Genomic DNA, 23,822 nt, shown 5'->3' on the forward strand with positions numbered 1-23,822 from the left:
TTCCCCAGACGGATTTACCCCACGGCTTCCGCGACGGGGATGCCAAGGGCGGTGTAGCCGTTCAGGATCGCAACGCGCACTTGAACCTCGGCGACCAGGCGGTCGAAGTCGCGCGCCATTAGGCTCTGGCCCAGCAGTTTCATGCAATGCATCCGCTGCCCGGCAGGGTTATGCGAAGCATGAGCCCGAAAGGGTTTGTCTAGACGCGGCTCCGGCGGAGGTATCCGCTCCAGTTTCGCCAGAGCGCCCGACCCAGATATCTTGATGCGCGGAGTGCGTCGTTCCTGGCCATGGCCCCGGCAGTGGTTGGCTTCCATGGCCGGGCATTTTGCGTGGCGGTATCACCGCAGCCGCACCGCGCTCGGCGATGCCGTTATGACATCGGCGCGTGTCGTACCGGCCAACGGATCGTCAGTGATCCGCGGCGCTTTAACGCCGCGTTATAATCAGCCCAGTTCGTCGTCTTATAGGTAGGTGATGTCGGTTTGCTTATGCAGGGAAGCTACCACACTGGATTCACGACATGAATCCCTTCTGGATTTGTGCAACATAGTCATCCCACGAAGCTAATTGCTCGCCCTGCCCGCCTCAACAAGGTTTCTTCTGACAGTGCCCCCAGACGTGTTCGGGCTTGAGCGGCCTTTTCTAGTCGATGATCCGGCCCTTATTCTAGGCCGACGAAGCGCGCGGATGGCGGGTAAGTTTGGTGTTTGCATGACAGTTCCTCCGATCTGCCACGCCCTCCCACAACGACAACCCGACGTTGACAATGCATCATATCGTGAAATGCTGCGCTGCATTCGAGGTCGGCATTGAGCCTTCTTCGACCGATGCTGCGATGAGCGCAAGCGTCGAATGTCGGTGGTGAGATCAAAGATCTGAAAAATCAAGTTAGGTTTTGCCAAGGGCAGATGGTATGGGCGTTGTTGCAAAACTCTGACGGCAGGCGATTCACAAGGTGAAACAATGCGGTTAGACAGGCTTTCATGAGCAAGCCCCCAATCGCCCGCTATCGCACGACGAACTGGAAATCCTACAACGATGCGCTGAAGCGCCGTGGTTCACTGTTGATCCGTTGCCCGGCAACGCATGCCTGCATGCGTGAGAGGGTGGTTGGACAAGGACATGATGTGGCTCGCCCCGAAGGCGGGCCGCCCTGGTCGCCCACCAGTGTTTTCTCCCGCCGCGATACAGTTCTGCCTCATGGTGAAGGTTCTGTTCAGCCTACCACTGCGGCAAGCGACTGGCATGGTGGGCAGCATCCTGCAGATGGCAGGCCTGGACTGGACGGTGCCCGACTTTTCGACCCTGAGTCGGCGACAAAAGACCATCACGGTGCAAATGTCGAACCGCCGTGCGCCGGGGCCTATGAACCTGCTGGTGGACAGCACGGGGATCAAGTTCTTGGGCGATGGCGCCCTCTCGGGCGATTGCGATGCAATCCCCTGCCGGGTAACAAATGGCTTGCGCGCAAGCATGGCACACATCGCCGCCGCCAGTATCGTAAGGTGCATCTGGCGATGGATACTGCCACCGACGACATCCGGGCGGTGGAGTTCACCTCAAGCGACCACGGTGACAGCCCGGTTCTACCTCATCTTCTGGACCAGATCCCGCCCGATGAACAGATCGGCACAGTGACCGGTCCCTCACATGCATGTAAACATGCACTGCCGGGCAGTGGATGGCGCCTTCGACACCCGCCGTTGTCACACCGCGATCCTTGATCGAGGCGGCACCGCAGTCATCCCCATTCGCAAGAATGGCCGCCGCTGGAAAGAGGATTGTCCCTCCGCCCAAGCCCGCAACGACATCCTCAGGGCGACCTAACGCCTGGGCAGGGCCATTTGGAAACGCTGGTCCGGCTATCACGTCAGAAGTCGTATCGAGGCCGGGATGCGATGTCTCAAAGCATTCGGTGAGAGGATCGCGTCACGAGACCCCGACCGCCAAGCTGCTGAAGTCCATATCCGTGTGGCACTCATGAACCGCTTCAATGCACTCGGCACCGCCGAGATCGAACGCGTTGCCTGACCCAAAAGGGGAACGGGGACGTCGCGTCTTAAAACCGACTTATGCAACAACGCCCATCAAAGGAACCGTTTGGGAAAAGAGGAGCCCCTTCCCGATGCGGCAATTTAATGGCCTGGTAATCGGCCAATTAAAAAATACAAAAACAGGCCCAGATATAAAATAGCGCTGACAATAACCCCACTTAATAAAGGGAATACGTTTTCCGGTTTAGAAACACATATCAAGCACAGGCATGAAGATGCCTACGCAAGCATGTGTTTTATCCCATTAACTTGAGAATACCCCCTTGGGCCGATACAGTCGCCCAAACTGAGGAACTACATAAATGTTACGTGAGTTATTGATTAAGTTTCTGCGAAAGTCTGCGGTCGAGCACGGAAAATATGTCAAGATTTGGCGTAAATTCGGCAATCCGTCGCTGGATGACTGGACAGAATACATGCGCCGCCATGCCGGTTTTGAAAGCATGGGTGATAATTGCTCTATCAATCCTGCGGCCGTTTTTACGGACCCGCATCTAACGCGGATTGGAAATAACGTCTGGATCACAGGCGGGTTTGTATCCGGCCACGACGGATCGGCGATTATGCTTAATCAAGCGCATGGAACCAAATTTGATGCCGTGGGGCCCGTTGTCATCGGTGACAACGTATTCATCGGGGTGGGCACCTATATCCTTCCGGGATCGAACATCGGCCCCAACACCATAATCGGCGCGGGCAGCGTGGTCAGCGGACGCATTGAAGGTGGTATGGTCTATGCCGGGAACCCGCCCCGCAAGATTAGAACGATGGAAGAGCACATGGCCATCCTTGAAAGCCGCAACATAAGCTACCCTTGGCGCGCCATGATTGAAGCGCGCAAAGGCGGCTACGATCCCGAAATGGAACCGGAGCTCAGCCGACAGAGGGCGGCGTATTTCTTCAAGGCTTAGCGCTTATCCCTCCTGTTCGGGGTTGAAACGCAACAGGCGCAGCGCGTTCAATGTCACCAGCACAGTGGCACCGGTATCGGCCAAAATGGCGATCCAAAGGCCCGTCAAGCCCAGGACCGAGGTGACAAGAAACACGGCCTTCAATCCCAGCGCCAACATCACATTCTGGCGGATGTTGGCCATCGCCCCCCGTGCCAGCCGGATTTGCGCGGGCACATCTGTCACACGATCCCGCAGGATGGCCGCATCAGCGGTTTCCAGCGCCACATCGGTGCCCGATCCCATCGCCACACCGACGCAGGCCTGCTTCAACGCGGGTGCATCATTGATGCCGTCACCAATCATCATCACATGGCCGCTCTCACCCAGCTTTTTGATCGCGACCAGCTTGTCCTCGGGCATCATCTCTGCCTGAAACTCCATGCCCAGACCGCCCGCAATAGCGGCCGCAGTGCGCGGGTTGTCACCTGTCAGGATAATCGGTCTAATTCCCATGGCGCGCAACTAGCGCACGGCCTCGGCCGCGTCCTTGCGTGGCTCATCGCGCAGCGCAAAAAGGGCAAGGGGTTCTTGGTCGCGGTAGAGCACGGCAACGGTCTTGCCTTCCTCCTCCAGCGCGGTCGCCCGCCGCAATCCGGCTGCGTCCAACCCGCCATTCTTTGATCCCATAACCAAGCGCCTTCACCGTTGCCTCCACCTTGTCACGGCGTGTCTGCGTTTCATCAAGCGAGAGTTTCAACCTCTCGGTCATCAAGGCCACGTTGATATCGGACACGCCCGGAAGCCGCTCCAAGGCGGTTTTGTTCTTATTGGCACATGATCCGCAATCCATGCCCGAACGGTCCATTCGCAACGGGGTTCGGCTTGGTCGGGCAAAGTTGTGGTCATCGTTCTCTCCGGATATGGCTGGGCATCACTCTTCGTGATTCTATGCCTAACGCCTCTAGCAACTAGAGGTTCAAGAGATTTTTGGATTGACCGGAATTAAGGGGCGCGCCCCTCAGATCCCTTCGCTAACATAGTTTTCGACCTTCATGGTGTTCAACGACAACCGGTAATTATACACCATGATCGGGCCGGACATTGCATCCGCCAAGGGTTGTGCAACAGAGCCAGCGAAAGCACACAGACGTGCCGCCCCCACCAAGAACGCCAATTCAAAGTGTAATTGTAAGAAAGATGCTGTTGGGATCTTCGCTATAGCCCTCGAACGGGGGGCACAGGATAAAGCCCGCTTTTTCGTAAAGTGCACGCGCGGCAACAAATGTGGGCTGTATGCCGGTCTCTAGGCTTAGCCTGCGAAGGCCGCTTGCACGCGCCTCATCCACCAAATGCGACAACATACGTTTGGACAGGCCACGGCCGCGGGCTTCGACCAGAATATGCATCGACTTTATCTCGGCATGCGTGTCGTCAATCCGCTTGAAAGCCCCCATGCCGACCGGAACACCATTATCGCGCATCACGAAAAATGAGACCGCAGGCACGGCCAGCTGGCCTGCGTCCATCATATGGATGCTATCAGGAGGGGTATCTGCATGCATATCCGCCGTATGGCGGGCCATTAGCAAGTCCAGATCCGGCCCCAAGGGGCTCTCTGCAACGATGGAAATCATATTGCGAACCCCGCGAAACAGACAGATTTAGCCTTAGATATCAACACCGAGATCACCCTTATATCCATACGCACGACGGCACCGCCCACGCTTTTGCTGGCATAGTTTATCGCCGCCCCCCATATTATGCAAAGAAAATACATAGCCCGAAAACCGGTGATGCGGGCGGCTCTTGAGTTCGGGCACCAGCCCCCGCAATATCTATACAAGCTAGAGGTTATAGGGGCTTTCATGTATTCTATCAGCGAACGGTCAAAGCGCACCAAGGTCAAAGTTCCCACGGTTCGCTACTATGAGGGCATGGGACTTATGCCAGAGGCGGAACGCACCGAGGGGAACCAAAGACGATACGACAAGACCGGATTGGAACGGCTCAGCTTTATCCGCCACGCACGTGATCTGGGGTTCTCGATAGAGGCGATCTCTTCCCTGATCGAGCTCCAGGAACACCCCGACAAGTCCTGCGAAGCCGCGAACGAAATCGCAACTTCGCAGCTTGCCCATGTGCGCGAGAAGATCAAACGCCTAAAGACCTTGGAGCAGGAACTTAGCCGGATTGCCAAGGGCTGTCACGGAGGCGGCGTCTCGGAAGATTGCTACGTGCTCGCCTCTTTGGCTGATCATGGCCTTTGTGACAGGGAGCACTGATGCGGTAACCGATCTTGCCAGCAAAAGAGATCAATCCGCCAGCCAGCTTTGATCGAACCACGCCGAAACATCCCCCGGCCATTCCAGCGGTGTGCCGGTCGTGTCCTTGAGGACACCACTGTCAAAAAGGAACCGTGCCATCGCGGCAAAACGATCTGCATCGATCGTGCCAACCGCCGTATCACCATCCCGCAAATAGCCGCCGCCAACGATGCTTTGAATAGAGGCGCCAACCAAAGCCGGGTTCGGAAATTCGCCTGCTGCCATCAACATGTCCGCCGCCTGCGCCGGGTGGTCGGCCGCCCATTCATAGCCCTGCTGCGTTGCTTGCATAAATGCGGCCACCATTTCGGCATCCTCTTGCAACACCTCCGCGCGGGTGCCGATATAGCCGTTTTGTTGATCGGGGATACCGTAATCGGCATAGGTGAAATAGGATTTCTGACGCCCCAAAAGCACGCCATTCACCCCCTTCCAAGTCGCCACTTCAAGGGTGAAATCGGCCCTGCCCGCCACCAACGCCTGCATAGGTCTTGCCTGACAGATCTGCAGGTCGGGTGCGGGCAGCAGCAGCGGTGACACGGCGGCCAGCGTGCAATAGGCTTGCCACGCCATCAAAAGCGCCGCGGCAAGCAAAATGGTCGGCAGAATATGTCGCATGAACTGCATGACGTCTCCAAACGCAACCGTGCCGCGCTGATCGGGAATTAGCCGAGGCTGGGGCTGTTGGCCGAGGCCGTCAGATCGATCGTGACATGACCCTCGGCAGGACCGAACCGTAAGAACGCTTGCCGCACAGTCTCAAATACCACGCCCGCATCACCACGCGGGCGCGTGCAGAAGTTCTTGGGTTTCACGAATGTACCTGACGCCTTCAGGAAATCGATGCAGCCATAGATTTCATCCATATGCCTGTCTTGCCCCAGCACATCGATCGTGGCCTCAAGATCTGGGGCTGCGCGCACCGCCGCAAGCGCAAGCGATTTGCGGTCCTCAAGGGATTGATCTTGTGCACGGGCCAGCGTGTCACAACGACAGCTTGGATCGTCAGGCTCACCCGGACAACCACGCGACAGGGTGACATGCATCGTAACATGATCGGGGCGACGCGCGGTGGCAGCAAATAGATCGCGAATGGCATCAATCAGCGGATCAGGCGCACCGACCATCAAGGTCGAAATGTCGTCCGTCTCAACCCGCAGCTTGTCTTGATAGGGTGTAAGGGCCGCGAGCCCCGATGTGATAACGCCAACAAAATCTGACGTCATCGGATAAAGCGACACTTGCGCGCCTATAAACATTTTCCCTCGCTCCCCCGGTATTATCCGGATCAGCGGTGAAGGGTTCACGCGGTCTTGCGCATCTCAGCTCTGAACAGAGCACCCCTGGTTGTATGGTGAGGGTTACAACCGGACCTTGCGGCCACTCAAGCCGGGCAAACCGACGTCCTAACCGGCTTGTCCTTTTGAGGGACCATTCCGCAGGTCTTCGACTTGCGACACAATGGCCAAACTTACTTCGGTGAAGGCTTCGGTCAATTGCACCAAGTGATCCATCAGGTTCGTTTCCAAGGGGGTAAACATCCCCCAGCTATACTTGATGTGCGTGGCAAGGGGGCGAATAGTGATCCCCTGAACAGGCACACCAAAGGCCGTGACGGGATCGCAATTCCGATGCCCACCCCCGCCGCCATAACCGCGTTCAAAGAAGAGTGGTCAAAATTTCGGCAGTCGGGCGCACATCCTGACCTTGCAACGCACGGCCGATCTGGTTGCGAATGCGAAAGCTGTTACTGACGGTTGCTAGCCTCACCTCTGTGAACACCGAAAGCGGCAAATGTTCGGCGGAGTCGTATACGCCACCTTTTTGGACCGCGGCGACAAGCGGCGAATCGCATTGGGCAAGGCATTTAAGACGCTCATGATCTAGGGGAAAGGCAGAAAACCCCACGTCGGCCGTGCGCATCAAAGGCGGCCAGTCGCGGGCAAACTGTGAACTTGGTGCGCTTGGCGCCTCGCTGGTCAACGGCTGCAAATACTGCGCCTATGTTCCTGCGGATCACCATGCGACTGAGAGCGGGTCCTCAGATGTGATATACGGGATCTGGACCCGAAACCGTGACCGGCTGTCGCTGCGGGATGCCGCAATCCTTGCCTTTGCAGAGGCGCTTTCGGCCACACCCGTAGCCGCCACACGTGACCATGTCGCCACGTTGCGCGATGCCGGATTATCGCCGGATGAGATCGACAACCTGATCCACGCAATCGCCATTTTCTGCTGGGCCAATCGCCTGATGCATCCGCTTGGGTCCGCCACGCTGAAGCGCAAACAAAAGTGAGCTGTCGTTGAAACCAGGAATGGACTGGAATGCCTTTTCCCTAAAACAGGGGCACTGTTGCACAAAGGGGTTGAGGGATTCATGTCGTGAAACCAGTGCGGTAGCTTCCCTGCATGAGGAAACCGACATCGCCGACCTATAAGACGACGGACCGGGCTGATTATAACGCGGCACTGAAGCGCCGCGGATCACTGACGATGTGGTTCGATCCCGAGATGAAGCGGGATGCCGAACCTTCCGGCAAGAGGGGCAGGTCACGGACATTCAGTGAAGCTGCCATCCAGACGTGCTTGACCACTGCCCGGCAGGGCATTGATGAGCAACGCTGGAAATCAGAGCAGTCGAGATCACGGGCAGCAATACCGGTGATGCACCGATGTTACCTCATCTGCTCAACCAGATCCCACGCGATCAGCAGATCGGCAGCGTAACTGCGGATGGTGCATACGACACGCGCCGATGTCATAACGGCATCGCCGAGCGCGGTGCGGCTGCGGTGATACCGCCACGCAAAAATGCCCGGCCATGGAAGCCAACCACTGCCGGGGCCATGGCCAGGAACGACGCACTCCGCGCATCAAGATATCTGGGTCGGGCACTCTGGCGAAACTGGAGCGGATACCTCCGCCGGAGCCGCGTCGAGACAAGCCCTTTCGGGCTCATGCTTCGCATAACCCTGCCGGGCAGCGGATGCATTGCATGAAACTGCTGGGCCAGAGCCTGATGGCGCGCGACCTGGTCCACGCAATCGCCATTTTCTGCTGGGCCAATCGCTTGATGCATCCGCTTGGGTCCGCCACGCTGAAGCGCAAACAAAAGTGAGCTGTCGTTGAAACCAAGAATAGACTGCAATGCCTTTCCCTAAAACGGGAGACAGACAATAAAGTTTTTACGGTTCTAAATGGGGGCCAGCGCGCTTGCGCTCGGCATGGCACTTGCAGGCGGCGCTTTAGCCATGCCCCTATGGGCGGAGGAGCGTGACATTCTGGATGCCGCCGTGCGGGTTGATGTCGCCAATGCCGAAGGTATGGACGGCGCGCGATTGCTCGCGATGAAGGAAAGCGACGAAATCCACGCCCTTTGGGAAAAAAGCCATACCGAGGCCAGCGCCGCAGGCGTGTTTGGCACGCCCACCTATGTCTATAAGAGCGCGCGTTTTTGGGCTCAGGACCGTTTGGAGTTTCTAGATGAAAGGCTGAACGCCACTCTGTGGGCATAAGCGGGCTACGAGGGCGCAGCATAAACCGAATTTGTCGTGCGCCCGCCCCCTGCAGCAAGGCGATAAGCCATTGCCGCAAGGGCTTTTCGGGCAAAAATACCGCTTAGCCCAGCAGCTGCAATCCAATGCCTCCAACTGCCGCGATAATCACGACCAGCCATGGCGGTGCCTTCCAAACCAGCAGCGCCACGAAGCAAAGCAGCGCCAGCGCAAAGTCCTGCATGTCCAGAACCGCACTGGTGAAAACCGGTGTATAGAGTGCGGCCCCAAGAATACCGACCACAGCGGCATTCGACCCCTGGAGCGCTGATTGGGCGGCGGGTATGGTCCGGAAATGATCCCAGAACGGCAAAGCCCCTATCAACAGCAAAAACCCGGGCAGAAACAGCGCCAAAAGCGCCAGAACCGCACCGACACCCCCGTTCGGCTCGGGGCCAAGCACCGCCCCCAGATAAGCTGCGAAAGCAAAGAGCGGCCCCGGGACTGCCTGCGCGGCCCCATAGCCCGCCAAGAACTGATCCGCCGTGACCCAGCCCGGATCAACGACCTCGGCCTGCAACAACGGCAAAACCACATGGCCGCCCCCGAACACCAAAGAGCCTGCACGAAAGAAGCTGTCCACCACATTCAGACTGTTGGAAACACCCGCAATCAAGGGCAAACCGACCAGCAGCACGGCGAAAGTGGCCAAGGCAAGACCTGCCTGCACTTTGGTCACCGGCATTGCCATGTGGCCGCCGGTCGACATCGCTGTTCCCCGCCCAAGCATCAGGCCGATCACAGCGCCCACAACGATAGCACAGATCATGCCAACTGCCGCAGGCAGGAACGCCAGAAGGATAACCGCCAGAACGGCAATAGCTGCACGCGCGCGGTCGGGGCAAAGGGTCCGCGCCATGCCCCAGACCGCTTGTGCGACAATTGCCACCGCCACAATCTTCAACCCGTGAAGAGCACCAGAGCCAATAGGCCCGGACATCGACGCCGCCGTCACAGCAAACCCCGATAGTACGAGGGCGGACGGCAGGGTGAAGGCCACGAAGGCCGCAATTGCGCCCATCCAACCTGCCCGCATCATACCCAAGGCAAAGCCCACTTGGGACGACGCCGGACCGGGCAGGAACTGACACAGTGCCACAAGATCCGCATATGATTGATCCGACAGCCAGCGCCGCCGGATCACCAGCTCATCGCGAAAATAACCCAGATGTGCAATCGGCCCGCCGAAACTGGTCAGTCCCAGCCAAAGGAACGCCCAAAAGACCTCAGTCGGCGATCCCTGCGTTTGTCGCGCTTCACTCGCCCCAAGTCGGTCCGTCATTGTGATTTCCTCTTCTTTGCATACCCGGCCCATGGCAGTATTCACTGTGCTCCGCGGCCCTATCCCAGTGTTGCAGGGCCAGAGATTTCCGCCCACTCGGCACTCCCTGCCCCCACAACACAACGCCCGTCTTTGCGCAGGCTCAACCGCAAACGACATCGCTTGATTTCATCCTCACACTCATATGCAGGGATCGTCTGGACGGTATTTGCAAGGCTGCGGTAAAAAGCGTTATCCTTGGTGTTCAACGTATAAAACACCCATTTTCCGTCTTTCTCGGCGCGCACAAGCCCCGCTTTCAGCAAGATCTTCAGATTTCGGGACACGTTGTAATGGGTCTCTCCCAGCACATCCATGGCTTCGGCAACACAGATACGCTCATTGACCTCCAGCAAAAGCCAAAACAACCGCAAACGGTGGGGCTCTGCTATGGCCTTCAGCGCTTCGACGTAGCGGTCATCCATCTTTTCCCCCGTGATCAGCCCTATCGGAATCTATCCGAGCCCTCACAGAACGGCAATGCGTTGGATCCTTTGCAGAGAGGTTACGGCTTTCTTTCGCAAGACCGACCAACAACATCACGATCCCGATCAAAAACACGACGCCCGAATGGATCGCATGAAAGATCAGCTCCCCTTTGCCCGCCCCTGAAAACAAGGCAATCCAGAAGAGCGGGCAAAACAGCCCCAACAGCGCGATACAGGCCCCCGGCCGCGCGGATTCGGGCAGCTTTCGGTCCGTTATCATCCGCCTGCCGGCCCGCCAGAGATGGGTATAGGGACACAGGTTCAAGAGCGTTGTTTTGATCTTAAGCTTCATGGCCATCCATGCTCGTAAGGGGCAGGTTAGTGCTGCCAGACCAAGGCTGCGGGGTGCCCTGCGGTCGCCCCCCATGACATCATCAGGCGATGACAACGAACAGCCCCCCGCCAACCATGGCAAGCGTCAGCACGGTAAAGACGAAAGCCACAACGGCTTTGGGCTTGAGGATTGAGGAGATAATCGCGATCTCGGGCAGACTGGCCCCTGTGCCGCCGATCAAAAGCGCCATGGCGGCCCCCATACCCATGCCTTTGGCGATCAACACCTGAAGCAGGGGCAGCGCCATTTCAATGCGCAGATAGAGCGGAACACCAATCCCGGCCGCAATCGGAATCGCAGACCAGCTATCGCTGCCGACGTATTTTTCAACCATTTCCGCAGGCAGGAATGCCGCGGACAGGGCGCTGATCACGGCACCGATCAGGACATAGGGGATGATGCGCTTGAACAAGGCCCAAGCAAAGGGCATGGAGGCGCGGATACGGTCGGCATGGGACAGTCCGGGATGGGCCGCCACGCCCGCACCGCCAAAGCAATCGACAGGCGCAGACATGTCACCGCTGGTTGCTACAGCGTCATCACAGCTTACCGACGCCACCGTTGGCGCGCCGCCCCCGCAGGCAGGCACCGGCACACCGCCACAACTGGGTGCAGGCGCGGATATGTTGCGTCGAACGGCGTGCTTCAATGGCGTAAGCCCGATCAAATACCCCGAAAGAACCGCCCCACCGAGTGTGATGGCAATATAGACAAGAGTGACTTTAAGGCCGAAGGTTGCAAAAATAAGCGCGACCACCACAAAGTTGCACAAGGGCGCAGAGATCAGGAACCCGAAGATCGTCCCCATCGAGGCCCCCATCTCTACCATTCCCATCACGACCGGCACCATCGACGCACTGCAAAACGGGGTCAACGTCCCAAGAAGCGCGCCCATCAAAGGGCCGCGATTCTCGTGTTTTGCCAGTTTCTTCTGCAGCTTGTCCTGCGGGATATATTCCCGAAGAATGCCCGTCATCACCGTTACAAATGCGATGATAACGACCAGTGCGCCACCGACATGTAGGAACTCATCTATTGCTATCGTCCACGGGTTTTCTTGCATTTTGTTCACCATCTTTGTTCAGGCATATATACGTACATTAGCGCATATGTGCGTATATAAATCACCGAAGGCCTGCGCAAGAGGTTTTGTACTCAGGATCGGGCATCATCGCGCTTGCGCCATCCAAAACCTTTGGTACAGTGACGTGGTATCAAATTGAACCGTCGCATGGGTTTGGATCGGTGAACGGCCAAACCACTTCACACGAAGTGCCCCGAACGTGCCTGCAGGCACGGGATCTTGCTATCGGACAAAATATCAGTATCGGAACGGCTTTTGCAAAAAGAACAGGACCTAAAGGCATGGCTTTGGGCCACACCAAATTCGAACCGCGTCTCGATACTCCTAGAGGAGCTGGGCCTCGATTATACCGTCGTGCCAATCAATATCCGGCGCGGCGAACAGAATGCCCCCGAGGTGCTGGCCCGCAATCCCTATGGCAAGATCCCCATCGTCGAGTGGAATGACGCATCGGGGGACCATGTGCTATTCGAATCCGGGGCCATTCTTCTTGATTTCGCACAGCGTCACGGGCGCCTTTTGCCTACAAGCGACCGCCCCCTTGCAGACGCGATGGCGTGGCTGATGGTGGCGCTGACCGGGCTTGGGCCGACAATGGGGCAAGCGCACCACTGGACCGATCTGGCCCCTGAAAAACCGGAGGCCGCGCGCCTGCATAGCGTCGGCCTGGTCCGCAGGATCTACAACGTATTGGAAAAGCGTTTATCTGAGGTGCCCTATCTTGGCGGCGACTATTCAATCGCTGATATCGCGGCTTTTCCATGGATTGCCCGCTCGGATTGGGCAACGCTTGACCTCAATGATTTTCCGCATCTGGAGCGCTGGCACGACCGTGTCGCGAAACGTCCGGCAGTCGCTATCGGCATGTCCAAGCCCGACGGCGCTGTTCTGCAAGATTGACCCCGCAACCGCAACGATAAGGATGCTATAATGACAGTACTTCGAAGATTGAAAGGTGGGCTTGCCGGTGCAATGCTCACCTGTTTAATGGCAACCGCGCCCGCGCTTGCGCAGACCTCAGTGCCCGAAAACCGTGTTCTTCGCGTTGTACCCTATGCCGATTTGCAATCGCTTGATCCGATCGTCACGACCCTGGGCATCGTTCAGCGCCACGCCGCAATGGTCTATGACGTCCTGTTTGCCCGTGATGAGGACCAGACCCCCAAGCCGCAGATGGTCGAAAGCTGGACAGAATCCGAAGACGGGCTGACCTGGACATTCGTTCTGCGCGACGGGCTGGCGTTCCACGATGGTGCGCCTGTCACCGCCGAGGATGTGGTCGCCTCCATGACCCGCTGGGCTGCGAAAGACAGCTTTGGACGGCAAATCTGGAGCCGCACCGCCGAGCTAAAGGCTGCGGACGACAAGACAGTCGTCTGGAGCCTGAACAAACCCTATGGACTGATGCTTTATGCCTTGTCCAAACCGAGCGTAATCCTGCCGGTCATTATGCCCAAGCGATTGGCAGAAACGCCCCCCGATGTGGCCGTTACCGAAGTTATCGGCTCCGGCCCCTTTGAGTTTGTCGCCGAAGAATGGGTTCCGGGATCTAAGGTCGTCTATAAGCGCAATGAGAACTACGTCCCGCGTGATGAACCCGCAAACGGGGCCAGCGGCGGTAAGGTTGTCAATGTCGACCGTGTGGAATGGCTGAACATCCGCGACCAGCAATCGGCAATCCTTGCCTTGCAAAACGGCGAAGTGGATTATCTTGAATCGCCCGGCACCGACTTCTTGCCAATCTTGCGGTCTGCCGGAATAGAAATCCGCCGGACAGACACGCTTGGCTCGCAGGGGATGATACGGATGAACCATATTCATCCACCCTTTGATGATATCCGTGCGCGGCGTGCCTTGCTGTATCTTGTTGACCAGAATGAATTCCTGACCACAATGTTCAGTGATCCGGAACTGTATTCAACCTGTAGCGCCTTCTTGGTTTGCGGCGCGCCGCTGGCCAGCGATGCCGGGGTTGAGGCTGATTTTGGCAAGGATAAGGAAAAAGCCAAGGCGCTTTTTGCCGAAGCGGGTTATGACGGCGAAACCATCATCATCCTGCACCCGACGGATGTCCAAACCATGAACTCTTCGACACTGGTCCTTGCAGAAGCCCTGCGATCCATTGGTGTCAATGTTGAGTTGCAGGCGCTGGATTATGCTGCGATGTCAGGGCGCCGTGCAAGCCGTGCCGCACCGTCCGAGGGTGGTTGGCATATCGGCCTGACCTATTGGCCCGGTCTGCTGATCTCTGATCCGGTCGGGAACATCCCGCTGCAGGCAAGCTGTGACAAGGCCTGGCCAGGATGGCCTTGCAACGATGAGATGCAGGCCCTGATCAATCAGTTCCCCGATGCAGCGACACCTGAGGATCGTCAGGCGCTCGCCGATCAGATCCAGGTCATGGCTTACAATGATGTTGTGCCCTACGTGCCCTTTGGCCAGTGGTACGTACCAGCCGCACATTCGCCCAAGCTGAGCGGTGTTATCGGGATGCCCGGCACGATGATCCTTTGGAACATCTCCAAGTCGGAATAAACAGATGGGCCGCCTTCTGATGGGGGCGGCCCGTTACTGTCAAAAGGTCTATTCCGCGAAGTGACAGGCGGTACTATGACCTGCCGAGACCTGCCGCAAGGGTGGCTCTTGCTTGGCGCAAATAGCTTGAGCGATGGGACAGCGCGTGCGGAAGCGGCAGCCTGACGGCGGCTGGATCGGGCTTGGCAAATCACCCTTCAGAATGATCTTGTCGCGTTGCACCTGGGTATCGGCAACCGGCACAGCCGACAAAAGCGCTTGCGTATAGGGATGGCGGGGCCGTGCAAAAAGGCTGCGCTTTTCGGCCAGCTCCACAATCTTGCCCAGATACATCACGGCGACACGGTCGCTGATATGTTCCACCACCGCCAGATCATGCGCGATAAACAGATAGGCGATGCCGAATTCCTGCTGCAAACGGATCAACAGGTTAATTACCTGCGCCTGTACCGAAACATCCAGCGCCGACACCGGTTCGTCCAAAACAATCAGTTTCGGGTTCAAGCCAAGCGCACGGGCAATGCCGATGCGCTGACGCTGGCCACCTGAAAATTCATGTGGAAAACGGTCCATCTGGTCGGGTCGCAACCCCACGCGTTCAATCAGCTCGGCCACTCTTGCACGGCGGGCGACCGGATCGGTGGCACCGAAATTGCGCAAAGGTTCCCCCACAGCTTGTGCCACCGTCATGCGCGGGTTCAGCGAGGCGAAGGGGTCTTGGAACACAAACTGCACATCTTTGCGCAGGCTGCGAAAATCATGTCGGCTAAGCGTGGTAATGGCCCGCCCGTCAATGCTGATATCCCCGGCGGTGGCATCTTCCAGCCGCACGATACTGCGGCCGACCGTGGATTTTCCGCAACCGGACTCGCCCACAAGGCCCAAGGTCTCGCCCGCCGCAATGTCAAAGCTGACCCCGTCCACCGCATGTACAACCTGAGCCGGTGCACCCTTCAGCCAATCAAGCGCGCCGCGCCGGACTGGGAAATGCTTCTTCAGATCCTGAACGTGTAAAAGCGTCATGGCGTGCCTTCCCGCAATTTCGCAGCCATGGCAGGAACATCCTCTGTGCGCCAGCACGCGCTGACATGCCCTGCGCCCTGATCGACGGCCGGTGGCAGTTCGGCACGGCAACGGTCCACGGCCAGCGGACAGCGCGGCGCAAACGCACAAGAACTTTGGGCCGCACGCACAAGCGGCACGGTTCCGGGAATTTCGGCAAGCGTCGGGCGCGGGCCGGCCTTCAGGCTTGACCCCAGCTTGGGCACCGCCCCCAGCAGCCCGACCGTATAAGGATGGCGCGGATTGTGCAGCACATCCGCCACGGCCCCTTGCTCTACCATGCGGCCGGCATACATCACCACAACGCGCGACGCCATCTCGGCCACAACGCCAAGATCATGTGTGATCAACATGGTCGCCATGCCAAGACGTGTGGAGAGGTCCCTTAGAATTTCCAGAATTTGTGCCTGAATCGTGACATCAAGCGCGGTCGTCGGCTCATCCGCGATCAGCAGTTTCGGGTCGCAGGCCAATGCCATTGCGATCATCACCCTTTGCCGCATGCCGCCCGACAACTCATGTGGATATTGCGTCAATCGCCGCGCGGGTTCGGGGATCTGGACAAGCTCCAACATCTCCAACGCGCGCGCCCGCGTATCTGTCGCGTTCAGCCCCATATGCAGGCGCACCGTCTCGCCGATCTGGCGCTGGATGGTCAACACGGGGTTCAGGCTTGTCATTGGCTCTTGAAAGATCATCGCGATGTCACGACCGCGCACTTTGCGCATCTGTGCTTCGCTAAGGCCTGCAAGGTCACGCCCATCAAAGCGGATTTGCCCGCCGGTAATCCGCCCGTGGGGTTCGGGCAACAAGCGCATCGCAGACAGGGCTGTTACGCTTTTGCCGCAGCCGGATTCGCCAACGACGGCCAGCGTCTCCCCCCGCTCTACTTGCAGCGATAGTCGATCCACGGCCAGAACCTGACCTTGGCGACTGGCAAAAGCCGTCGAAAGCGTATCGATTTCTAACAAGGCCATATCAGCGCACCCGGAAGTTTGGATCGAGCACATCACGCAGCCCGTCACCGATCATATTCACCGCAAGCACCGTCAGCGCCAGGGCCACACCCGGAAAGATCACCAGATGTGGTGCGATCTGAAATACAAGGCGACCGTCCGAAATCATGTTGCCCCAGCTTGGCACTTCGGGCGGCGTACCGGCACCGATAAAGCTAAGCGCAGCTTCGGTCAGCACCGCCGCGGCAAAGATATAGCTGCCCTGCACCAACAAAGGCGCAAGCGTATTGGGCAGGATGTGGCGCCAAAGCAGCGCGGGAAAGGGTGTGCCGACAACCAGCGCCGCCTCGACAAAAGGTCGCTCTTTTAACGAGAGCACTGTACTTCGTACCAACCGGGAAACGCGCGGCACTTCGGATATTGTGATCGCAAGGATCACGTTCCCCACACTGGCACCGGTAAGGGCGATCAATGCCACCGCCAAAAGAATAGACGGGATCGCCATCAGCCCATCCATAATGCGCATCACAATAGCATCTATCCAGCCGACAAACCCGGCCAATAATCCGATGCTTAACCCGATCAAAATTGAGATCGTGGCCACGGACAGCCCGACCATCAGTGAAACCCGCGCACCGTAAACTGTGCGGCTATAGACATCGCGACCGACCATATCGCCGCCAAACCAGATCTCCATGCTTGGGGGCTTCAACCGCCGCAGACCCGAAAGCGATTGCGGGTCAACCGTCCCCAGCCAAGGCGCGAGCAGGGCCGCTGCCATCATAACCAACATGATAATGCCACCGATCATGATCGTCGGGTGGCGCAATACATCACCAAGGGTCAACCCGTCCGGGGTTGAAGCAGTTGTGGGGGAAACAGCGGCGCTCAATATTTCATCCTCGGATCGAAAAGCCCGTAACTAAGATCAACCAGAAGATTGATCAGAACGTAAACACCTGACAACGCCAATACCACGCCTTGAATGACAGGATAATCGCGGCGCAGAATTGCATCGACGGTCAGCCGCCCGATGCCGGGAATGTTGAACACCGTCTCCGTCACGACAACGCCGCTAATGACCGAGCCAAAGCCGATACCCACAATGGTCATAATCGGGATCGCCGCATTTTTAAGTGCATGCCCCAGCAACATGGACCAAAGGCTCAGGCCTTTGGCGCGGGCCGTACGCATATAATCCTGGCGCAAAACCTCTAGCATGGCGGAACGGGTGATCCGTGCAATAAGCGCGGCATACACCACCCCAAGCGTAAAGGCGGGTAGGATGAGATGGCTCAGGAAAGGCCAAAGCCCCTCTGACGGCGGTTTGTAGCCCTGGACAGGAAACCAGCCAAGCCAGACCGAGAATGCAAAGATCAGCAAGTAACCCAAAACAAAGACCGGCATTGAATAGCCCAGCACGGCAAAGCCCATCGCTATCCGGTCAGGCGCGCGCCCGGCCTGCCAGGCGGCCACGATGCCAAGCGGCAGCGACAAGGCCAGCGCAAAAAACATGGTCAAAAGCGAAAGCCAAAGCGTTGGCATGGTGCGCTGTACGATCAGCTCTGCGACGGATTTGCCGAAGAATATCGATTGGCCAAAATCACCCCTCAGTATCCCAAAAGACCATTCAGCAAGCCGCACCAGATAGGGCCGATCAAGGCCCAGCGCCGTGCGGATACGTGCGATTTCCTCTGGCGTAGCCGTCTCGCCCGCCATCACCAATGCGGGGTCACCCGGACTAAAGTAGAGCAGCGAGAAGACAACCAGTGCGACCACGACCATCACGGGGATAATCGCCAGCACACGGCGTAGAGTATAGATCAGCATCTACTGACCGTTGCCGGATTGAGAAGGCAGGCTGTCATGGAAACGTGAAATCCTTGAGTGTGCAAATGTAAGGGTTGTGGCGGCAAGCCACCTGTAGTGGACGACTATTACCTGTCATGGCTTACCCCGCAACACTTTGTTGCCAATGCGTAAGTTTTCACGCAGACGTGATCCATGCTTGTGATCCCATCAGGCATTCCAGAAATCTGCGCGAAGTTCGGAGCGCAGCCTGACCATGTCAGCCACCTACAAAAAGCACAGCGAGACTCCAGACCCTTTGCATGGGAATTCATAAAAAATCCTTAAATTCAATCAACTTATAGCATCCGCCTTGCCTTCGCATGCCGCAAGTCCTACCAAATAGCTATGACGCAGACAGCGTCCCCCATGACTATGTTGCACAAATCCAGAAGGGGTTCATGTCGTGAATCCAGTGTGGTAGCTTCCCTGCATAAGCAAACCGACATCACCTACCTATAAGACGACGAACTGGGCTGATTATAACGCGGCGTTAAAGCGCCGCGGATCACTGACGATCCGTTGGCCGGTAGGCGATTACGTGTAATCGCCGTAAGGCTGGTTCGGTCCCGAGATGAGCTGGGATGCCGAACCTTCCGGCAAGCGGGGCAGGTCGCGGACATTTAGTGACGCTGCCATCCAGACGTGCCTGACCACTGCCCTCTCAGGCATTGCTGCGCACTACCCTGCCGGGCAGCGGACAGCACTGGCATCAAGGTCGAGGGTGAAGGCGAATGGAACGCCCGCAAGCACGGCGGCCCCAAGCGACGCGTCTGGCGCAAGATCCACATCCACTGCCCGGTAGGCGATTGCAAAGCAATCTGCCGAGAGGGGGTATCGATGAGCAAACGCTGGAAGCCAGAGCGGTTGAGATCACGGGCAGCAATACCGGTGATGCACCGATGTTACCTCATCTGCTCAACCAGATCCCACGCGATCAGCAGATCGGCAGCGTAACTGCGGATGGTGCATACGACACGCGCCGATGCCATAACGCCATTGCCGATCATGGAGCCTCTGCGGTCATCCCCCCGCGTAGAAATGCCCAGCCATGGAAGCCAACCACTGCCGGGGCCATGGCAGGAACGACGCACTCCGCGCATCAAGATATCTGGGTCGGGCACTCTGGCGAAACTGGAGCGGATACCTCCGCCGGAGCCGCGTCGAGACAAACCCTTTCGGGCTCATGCTTCGCATAACCCTGCCGGGCAGCGGATGCATTGCATGAAACTGCTGGGCCAGGGCCTAATGGCGCGCGACTTTGACCGCCAGGTCGCCGAGGTTCAAGTGCGCGTTGCGATCCTGAACGGCTACACCGCGCTTGGCATCCCCGTCACGGAAGCCGTGGGGTAAATCCGTCTGAGATAAGGGGAGAGCCGTCCGTCAGCTGATTTGAGCAACAGAGTCAGCCAAGAGCAATGGCGGTGACACGAAGCCGAAATTGCAATTCACGATACTGGAAAAAGAATCCGCATGCCCCTAGACGACTGGTCTAATTATGCCTATGTATCCCCTATGAGCACACAAACCAAAGATACACGCAGTCACATTTTATCCGTTGGGCGCAGCCTGACGGCGCGGCAGGGATATTCTGGCGTGGGGCTGAATGAACTGTTGAAAGCAGCGGGCGTGCCCAAAGGCTCCTTCTACCACTACTTTGCGTCCAAAGAGGCTTATGGTTGCGCGCTACTCGATGATTTTGTCTCACAATACCACGCTAGTCTTGGCGAAACGCTGCTCGATTCCAAGCTTGATGCACGCGCACGGTTGCTGCGTTATTTTGAGGGCTGGCTACAAAAACAAACCGGGCCAAACCTGCAGGACCGCTGCCTCGTGGTGAAGCTATCTGCCGAGGTGGCCGATCTTTCACCGGATATGAGCAAAATCTTGCAGCGCGGCGTTACTGACATCATCACAAGCCTGACCGAAACCATTGAAGAGGGCATCAACGAAGGCTCGATTGCCCCGATCAAAGACATCCAGAGCGTCGCCCAATCAATCTATCACCAGTGGCTAGGCGCCAGCCTTATTGCAGGGCTGACACAGGACAGCACCCCCTTGGACGCCGCGCTAAGATCGACGGACATCGCAATCCCACCCCCATAAGCCATTTTTTTGCCGCAAACCTAGACGACCGGTCTATTTATACGTCGAAACCATACACCGTGCAGCGACATTGAGATGTGCCTGCGCACTTTAATCAAAGGAAACCACCCATGAACAACTTCGATTTGCACAACCCGACACATATTCTTTTTGGCAAAGGTCGTATCGCGGATCTTGATGCCCAAATACCGGCGCAAGCAAAGGTTCTGCTTCTTTATGGCGGCGGTAGCGCCGAACGAACCGGCGTTCTGGGCCAAGTCCGGTCCGCACTTGGCAATCGCACGGTTGTTGAATTCGGTGGAATTGAGCCGAACCCACGCTTTGCCACTGCGATCAAAGCTGTGGATGTGATCGCCGAGCATGGCATCACTTTCCTGTTGGCTGTCGGCGGCGGTTCCGTCATTGATGCAACCAAGTTCATCGCAGCGGCGGCCAAGTACGACGGCGATGCATGGGAAATTCTGACCTCTATGGGCAGCGTTGTGAAATCCGCGATGCCGTTTGGCACAGTGCTAACCTTGCCCGCAACAGGGTCCGAGATGAACCCCGGCTCTGTCATTACACATGCCGAAAAAGGTGCGAAACTGCCGTTTATGACCGCGCATTGCTATCCCGTTTTCTCTATCCTTGACCCAGAGCTTACCTACACGCTGCCCCCGCGCCAGATCGCGAATGGCGTGGCCGATGCTTTCGTGCATATTATCGAACAGTATCTGACATACCCCGTCGCAGCCTCTGTTCAGGACGGCTTTGCCGAAACGCTTTTGCGCACGCTGATCGAGCTGGGCCCTAAGGCGCTGGAAACGCCAGATGACTACGACATCCGCGCCAATCTGATGTGGACCGCAACACTTGCCTTGAACGGTCTGATCGGCGCAGGCGTGCCGCAAGACTGGGCAAGCCATATGATCGGGCATGAAATCACCGCGTTAAATGACACAGATCACGCCCGTACTTTGGCCGTTGTTCTGCCCGCCTTGATGCAAGACCAGCGCGGCCCCAAGCGCGAAAAGCTGCTGCAATATGCGGCCAATGTTTGGAACATTCGCGAAGGCGACGACGACACGCGCATCGACGCCGCGATTGATGCAACCCGGAACTTTTTCCACGCAATGGGGATCGACACCCGCCTTGGGGACTATGGCCTTGGGGCACCCGACATCGACCTGCTTGTCGCAGCCCTGGAAAGCCACGGCATGACCGCACTTGGTGAAAACCAGGCCATTACACCAGACACCGCGCGCCGCATTCTTAACGCAGCACTGTAAGAGGGCTCAATCATGACACAGACAACAACAACCAATCGGCAGCTTGTTTTGGCGACGCGTCCAAAGGGCGCACCGACCAGAGACACCCTAACCCTTAAGGAAACCACGATCCCCACAGCGGGCGCAGATCAGATGCTGTTGCGCACTGAATTTCTGTCGCTTGACCCTTACATGCGCGGCCGGATGAGCGATGCCCCCTCCTACGCCCCACCCGTTGAGATTGGCGGCGTGATGGTTGGTGGCACAGTGGCGCAGGTTATCACATCCAATGTCGACGGGTTTGCTGAGGGTGACTTTGTTCTCAGCTTCAATGGCTGGCAGGATTACGCCCTATCGGATGGCACGGGTGTGACCAACCTTGGCAAAACGCCGGATCACCCGTCATGGGCGCTTGGTATCCTCGGGATGCCCGGCTTTACGGCATGGGCTGGACTAACACGGATTGGTGAGCCAAAGGCAGGAGAGACGATTGTTGTCGCCGCAGCCACCGGCCCGGTCGGTGCTACGGTTGGTCAAATCGGCAAACTTTTGGGGTGCCGCGTCGTAGGCATCGCAGGTGGGCGAGATAAATGTGCCTATGCGGTGAACGAATTGGGCTTTGACGCCTGTATTGACCACAAAGCCGATGACTTTGCCGATCAGCTGGGCAAAGCGACGCCCAATGGCATCGATGTCTATTATGAGAATGTTGGCGGCAAGGTCCTTGATGCCGTTATCCCATTGCTAAACCCCAACGCGAGGGTACCGGTTTGTGGGTTAATCTCGCAATATAACGCAACCGCACTGCCAAATGGCCCTGATCGTATGAATTGGTTAATGGGTCAGATTTTGCGCAAAAAGGTCAAGGTTCAGGGCTTTATCATTTTTGATGATTTCGGCCACCTCTACCCTGAATTCGCCAAGGAAATGTCTGCGTGGATTGAGACGGGTAAAATCAAATATCGCGAAGAGATCATCGACGGCTTGGAAAATGCACCCGAGGCTTTTGTCGGACTTTTGAACGGCGAAAACTTTGGCAAGCGCGTGATCCGCGTTGGCAATAAATGAAGGATATAGTCATGAAAATTCTTATGGTTCTCACCTCACACGATAAAATGGGCGACACGGGCAAGAAAACCGGCTTTTGGCTGGAGGAATTCGCAGCCCCCTATTACGTCTTCAAAGACGCAGGGGCCGAGATCACCATCGCGTCGCCCAAAGGGGGGCAGCCACCCATTGACCCCTCCAGCGATGATGACGGTGCCCAGACGGACGACACGCGTCGTTTCAAGGCCGATGCTGATGCGCAAAAACAGCTTGCGACGACGCTTGAACTTGCCGACGTGACAGAGACCGGCTTTGACGCGATTTTCTATCCCGGTGGCCACGGCCCGCTTTGGGATCTTGCCGAAGATGCCGACAGCAAGCGCCTGATCGAAGCCTTTGCCGCAGCAGACCATCCCGTTGGTGCCGTTTGTCACGCCCCGGCCGTGTTCCGCCATACGCTTGGGACAGACGGAAAACCCTTGGTTTCGGGGCGCCGCGTAACGGGCTTCACCAACACCGAAGAAGAGGCTGTTGGCCTGACAGACATCGTTCCATTTTTGGTGGAGGATATGTTGAAAGCCAAAGGTGGTGCCTATGAAAAGGGTGCGGATTGGGCAAGCTTTGTGCTGCGCGATGGCAAGCTGGTAACAGGGCAAAACCCTGCGTCCTCGGCTGCAGCGGCACAGGAAATTCTGGCCCTGCTGGCATAAAGCCCCGTCTAAAGCATTTCTCCTAGGCAATCTGAAGAGTATTTGGACCGTCTGGCTCGTCTTCTGAACTTTCACGCTTCGGAAGCTACGCGTTGCCTGCGCGACCGAAATGAGACGAGGAAGCTGAATGCTGGTGGGTCGATCATGTAAAAGCTGACCCGAAAGTGTGCTGACAACCGCGGGCGTTTCGCTGGGAACGAGGTGTCCAGCGCGATCAAGAATGTCGAGGGCGTCGCTATCCGGTCGCGCTAATGTC

Annotated in this window: 22 protein-coding genes and 6 pseudogenes; 13 read left to right on the forward strand and 15 right to left on the reverse strand. The window is 57.4% G+C overall.

Annotation, left to right across the window (positions count from 1 at the left end):
- Window positions 1–14: 14 nt before the first annotated feature.
- Window positions 15–402, reverse strand: a pseudogene (locus tag EOK75_RS16045) (hypothetical protein); the annotation flags it as partial.
- Between the two features lie 584 nt (window positions 403–986).
- On the opposite strand from EOK75_RS16045, the pseudogene EOK75_RS16050 reads away from it, so the two are divergent.
- Together EOK75_RS16050 and EOK75_RS16055 are read left to right on the forward strand one after the other, a co-directional pair.
- Window positions 987–2,034: pseudogene (locus EOK75_RS16050) on the forward strand (IS5 family transposase).
- A gap of 325 nt (window positions 2,035–2,359) precedes the next feature.
- Window positions 2,360–2,968, forward strand: a complete 609-nt coding sequence (locus EOK75_RS16055) for an acyltransferase (RefSeq protein ID WP_137195067.1) — start codon at window positions 2,360–2,362, stop codon at window positions 2,966–2,968.
- Window positions 2,969–2,971: 3 nt separating this feature from the next.
- Here EOK75_RS16055 and EOK75_RS16060 read toward each other — a convergent pair.
- The 3 genes and pseudogenes from EOK75_RS16060 to EOK75_RS16070 form a co-directional block, all read right to left on the reverse strand.
- Window positions 2,972–3,628, reverse strand: a pseudogene (locus EOK75_RS16060) (HAD-IC family P-type ATPase); the annotation flags it as partial.
- A 67-nt stretch (window positions 3,629–3,695) separates the two neighbouring features.
- Window positions 3,696–3,815: pseudogene (locus tag EOK75_RS21890) on the reverse strand (heavy-metal-associated domain-containing protein); the annotation flags it as partial.
- Between the two features lie 310 nt (window positions 3,816–4,125).
- Window positions 4,126–4,584 (reverse strand): GNAT family N-acetyltransferase, encoded by a 459-nt coding sequence (locus EOK75_RS16070; RefSeq protein WP_137195069.1) that lies wholly within the window; start codon window positions 4,582–4,584, stop codon window positions 4,126–4,128.
- Window positions 4,585–4,815: 231 nt separating this feature from the next.
- Here EOK75_RS16070 and EOK75_RS16075 point away from each other — a divergent pair, with 231 nt between their 5' ends.
- On the forward strand, window positions 4,816–5,232 hold the full coding sequence (locus EOK75_RS16075; protein ID WP_137195070.1) for a MerR family transcriptional regulator: 417 nt from the start codon (window positions 4,816–4,818) through the stop codon (window positions 5,230–5,232).
- A 30-nt stretch (window positions 5,233–5,262) separates the two neighbouring features.
- Here EOK75_RS16075 and EOK75_RS16080 read toward each other — a convergent pair whose 3' ends face one another.
- The 3 genes from EOK75_RS16080 to EOK75_RS16090 form a co-directional block, all read right to left on the reverse strand.
- Window positions 5,263–5,901 (reverse strand): ABC transporter substrate-binding protein, encoded by a 639-nt coding sequence (locus tag EOK75_RS16080; RefSeq protein ID WP_240794126.1) that lies wholly within the window; start codon window positions 5,899–5,901, stop codon window positions 5,263–5,265.
- Window positions 5,902–5,939: 38 nt separating this feature from the next.
- Window positions 5,940–6,533: a YkoF family thiamine/hydroxymethylpyrimidine-binding protein gene (locus tag EOK75_RS16085; RefSeq protein WP_137195071.1), complete on the reverse strand. Its 594-nt coding sequence runs from the start codon at window positions 6,531–6,533 to the stop codon at window positions 5,940–5,942.
- Between the two features lie 400 nt (window positions 6,534–6,933).
- On the reverse strand, window positions 6,934–7,266 hold the full coding sequence (locus tag EOK75_RS16090) for a type 2 periplasmic-binding domain-containing protein (RefSeq protein ID WP_205965531.1): 333 nt from the start codon (window positions 7,264–7,266) through the stop codon (window positions 6,934–6,936).
- Here EOK75_RS16090 and EOK75_RS16095 point away from each other — a divergent pair.
- The 3 genes and pseudogenes from EOK75_RS16095 (at window position 7,190) to EOK75_RS16105 (ending at window position 8,789) form a co-directional block, all read left to right on the forward strand.
- A complete protein-coding gene (locus tag EOK75_RS16095; RefSeq protein ID WP_137195073.1) occupies window positions 7,190–7,570 on the forward strand; it encodes a peroxidase-related enzyme in 381 nt (126 codons plus the stop codon). The genes EOK75_RS16090 and EOK75_RS16095 overlap by 77 nt on opposite strands.
- A 113-nt stretch (window positions 7,571–7,683) precedes the next feature.
- Window positions 7,684–8,305: pseudogene (locus EOK75_RS16100) on the forward strand (transposase); the annotation flags it as partial.
- Window positions 8,306–8,525: 220 nt separating this feature from the next.
- The gene (locus EOK75_RS16105; RefSeq protein WP_168199270.1) at window positions 8,526–8,789 is read left to right on the forward strand and encodes a DsbA family protein; all 264 of its coding nucleotides are present in this window, start codon (window positions 8,526–8,528) and stop codon (window positions 8,787–8,789) included.
- Window positions 8,790–8,892: 103 nt separating this feature from the next.
- Here the strand turns inward: EOK75_RS16105 and chrA are convergent, their stop codons facing one another.
- From chrA to EOK75_RS16125, 4 genes are all read right to left on the reverse strand, one after another.
- The gene (chrA, locus tag EOK75_RS16110; protein WP_137195075.1) at window positions 8,893–10,110 is read right to left on the reverse strand and encodes a chromate efflux transporter; all 1,218 of its coding nucleotides are present in this window, start codon (window positions 10,108–10,110) and stop codon (window positions 8,893–8,895) included.
- 59 nt (window positions 10,111–10,169) lie between these two features.
- Window positions 10,170–10,574, reverse strand: coding sequence for an ArsR/SmtB family transcription factor (locus tag EOK75_RS16115; protein ID WP_137195076.1), 405 nt, complete (start codon window positions 10,572–10,574; stop codon window positions 10,170–10,172).
- The gene (locus EOK75_RS16120; protein WP_168199271.1) at window positions 10,567–10,929 is read right to left on the reverse strand and encodes a hypothetical protein; all 363 of its coding nucleotides are present in this window, start codon (window positions 10,927–10,929) and stop codon (window positions 10,567–10,569) included. The genes EOK75_RS16115 and EOK75_RS16120 overlap by 8 nt, the downstream gene beginning before the upstream one ends.
- A gap of 82 nt (window positions 10,930–11,011) precedes the next feature.
- The gene (locus tag EOK75_RS16125) at window positions 11,012–12,034 is read right to left on the reverse strand and encodes a permease (protein ID WP_137195078.1); all 1,023 of its coding nucleotides are present in this window, start codon (window positions 12,032–12,034) and stop codon (window positions 11,012–11,014) included.
- Window positions 12,035–12,310: 276 nt separating this feature from the next.
- Here EOK75_RS16125 and EOK75_RS16130 point away from each other — a divergent pair, with 276 nt between their 5' ends.
- Together EOK75_RS16130 and EOK75_RS16135 are read left to right on the forward strand one after the other, a co-directional pair.
- Complete coding sequence (locus EOK75_RS16130) at window positions 12,311–12,955, forward strand: glutathione S-transferase family protein (RefSeq protein ID WP_137195831.1); 645 nt, start codon at window positions 12,311–12,313, stop codon at window positions 12,953–12,955.
- 30 nt (window positions 12,956–12,985) lie between these two features.
- The gene (locus EOK75_RS16135) at window positions 12,986–14,590 is read left to right on the forward strand and encodes an ABC transporter substrate-binding protein (RefSeq protein WP_137195079.1); all 1,605 of its coding nucleotides are present in this window, start codon (window positions 12,986–12,988) and stop codon (window positions 14,588–14,590) included.
- A gap of 48 nt (window positions 14,591–14,638) precedes the next feature.
- Here the strand turns inward: EOK75_RS16135 and EOK75_RS16140 are convergent, their stop codons facing one another.
- Genes EOK75_RS16140 through EOK75_RS16155 form a run of 4 tightly spaced genes read right to left on the reverse strand, consistent with a single transcriptional unit; the run spans window position 14,639 to window position 18,438 of the window.
- Complete coding sequence (locus tag EOK75_RS16140) at window positions 14,639–15,613, reverse strand: ABC transporter ATP-binding protein (RefSeq protein ID WP_137195080.1); 975 nt, start codon at window positions 15,611–15,613, stop codon at window positions 14,639–14,641.
- The gene (locus tag EOK75_RS16145) at window positions 15,610–16,629 is read right to left on the reverse strand and encodes an ABC transporter ATP-binding protein (protein WP_137195081.1); all 1,020 of its coding nucleotides are present in this window, start codon (window positions 16,627–16,629) and stop codon (window positions 15,610–15,612) included. Before EOK75_RS16145 ends, EOK75_RS16140 begins: the two co-directional genes overlap by 4 nt.
- A gap of 1 nt (window position 16,630) precedes the next feature.
- Window positions 16,631–17,500 carry an ABC transporter permease gene (locus EOK75_RS16150; RefSeq protein WP_420821952.1) on the reverse strand — a complete coding sequence of 290 codons (870 nt, stop codon included), beginning with the start codon at window positions 17,498–17,500 and terminating at the stop codon, window positions 16,631–16,633.
- Window positions 17,497–18,438 carry an ABC transporter permease gene (locus tag EOK75_RS16155; RefSeq protein ID WP_137195082.1) on the reverse strand — a complete coding sequence of 314 codons (942 nt, stop codon included), beginning with the start codon at window positions 18,436–18,438 and terminating at the stop codon, window positions 17,497–17,499. The genes EOK75_RS16150 and EOK75_RS16155 overlap by 4 nt, the downstream gene beginning before the upstream one ends.
- A gap of 451 nt (window positions 18,439–18,889) precedes the next feature.
- On the opposite strand from EOK75_RS16155, the pseudogene EOK75_RS16160 reads away from it, so the two are divergent.
- From EOK75_RS16160 to EOK75_RS16180, 5 genes and pseudogenes are all read left to right on the forward strand, one after another.
- Window positions 18,890–19,809: pseudogene (locus EOK75_RS16160) on the forward strand (IS5 family transposase).
- Window positions 19,810–19,971: 162 nt separating this feature from the next.
- Window positions 19,972–20,562, forward strand: a complete 591-nt coding sequence (locus EOK75_RS16165) for a TetR/AcrR family transcriptional regulator (RefSeq protein ID WP_137195083.1) — start codon at window positions 19,972–19,974, stop codon at window positions 20,560–20,562.
- A gap of 110 nt (window positions 20,563–20,672) precedes the next feature.
- A complete protein-coding gene (locus EOK75_RS16170; RefSeq protein WP_137195084.1) occupies window positions 20,673–21,830 on the forward strand; it encodes an iron-containing alcohol dehydrogenase in 1,158 nt (385 codons plus the stop codon).
- A 12-nt stretch (window positions 21,831–21,842) separates the two neighbouring features.
- Window positions 21,843–22,877 carry an NADP-dependent oxidoreductase gene (locus tag EOK75_RS16175; protein ID WP_137195085.1) on the forward strand — a complete coding sequence of 345 codons (1,035 nt, stop codon included), beginning with the start codon at window positions 21,843–21,845 and terminating at the stop codon, window positions 22,875–22,877.
- A gap of 11 nt (window positions 22,878–22,888) precedes the next feature.
- Window positions 22,889–23,566, forward strand: a complete 678-nt coding sequence (locus EOK75_RS16180; protein ID WP_137195086.1) for a type 1 glutamine amidotransferase domain-containing protein — start codon at window positions 22,889–22,891, stop codon at window positions 23,564–23,566.
- The last annotated feature ends 256 nt before the right edge of the window (window positions 23,567–23,822 follow it).

The organism is Pseudorhodobacter turbinis (genome assembly GCF_005234135.1).
In the GTDB taxonomy this organism is placed as follows: domain Bacteria; phylum Pseudomonadota; class Alphaproteobacteria; order Rhodobacterales; family Rhodobacteraceae; genus Pseudorhodobacter; species Pseudorhodobacter turbinis.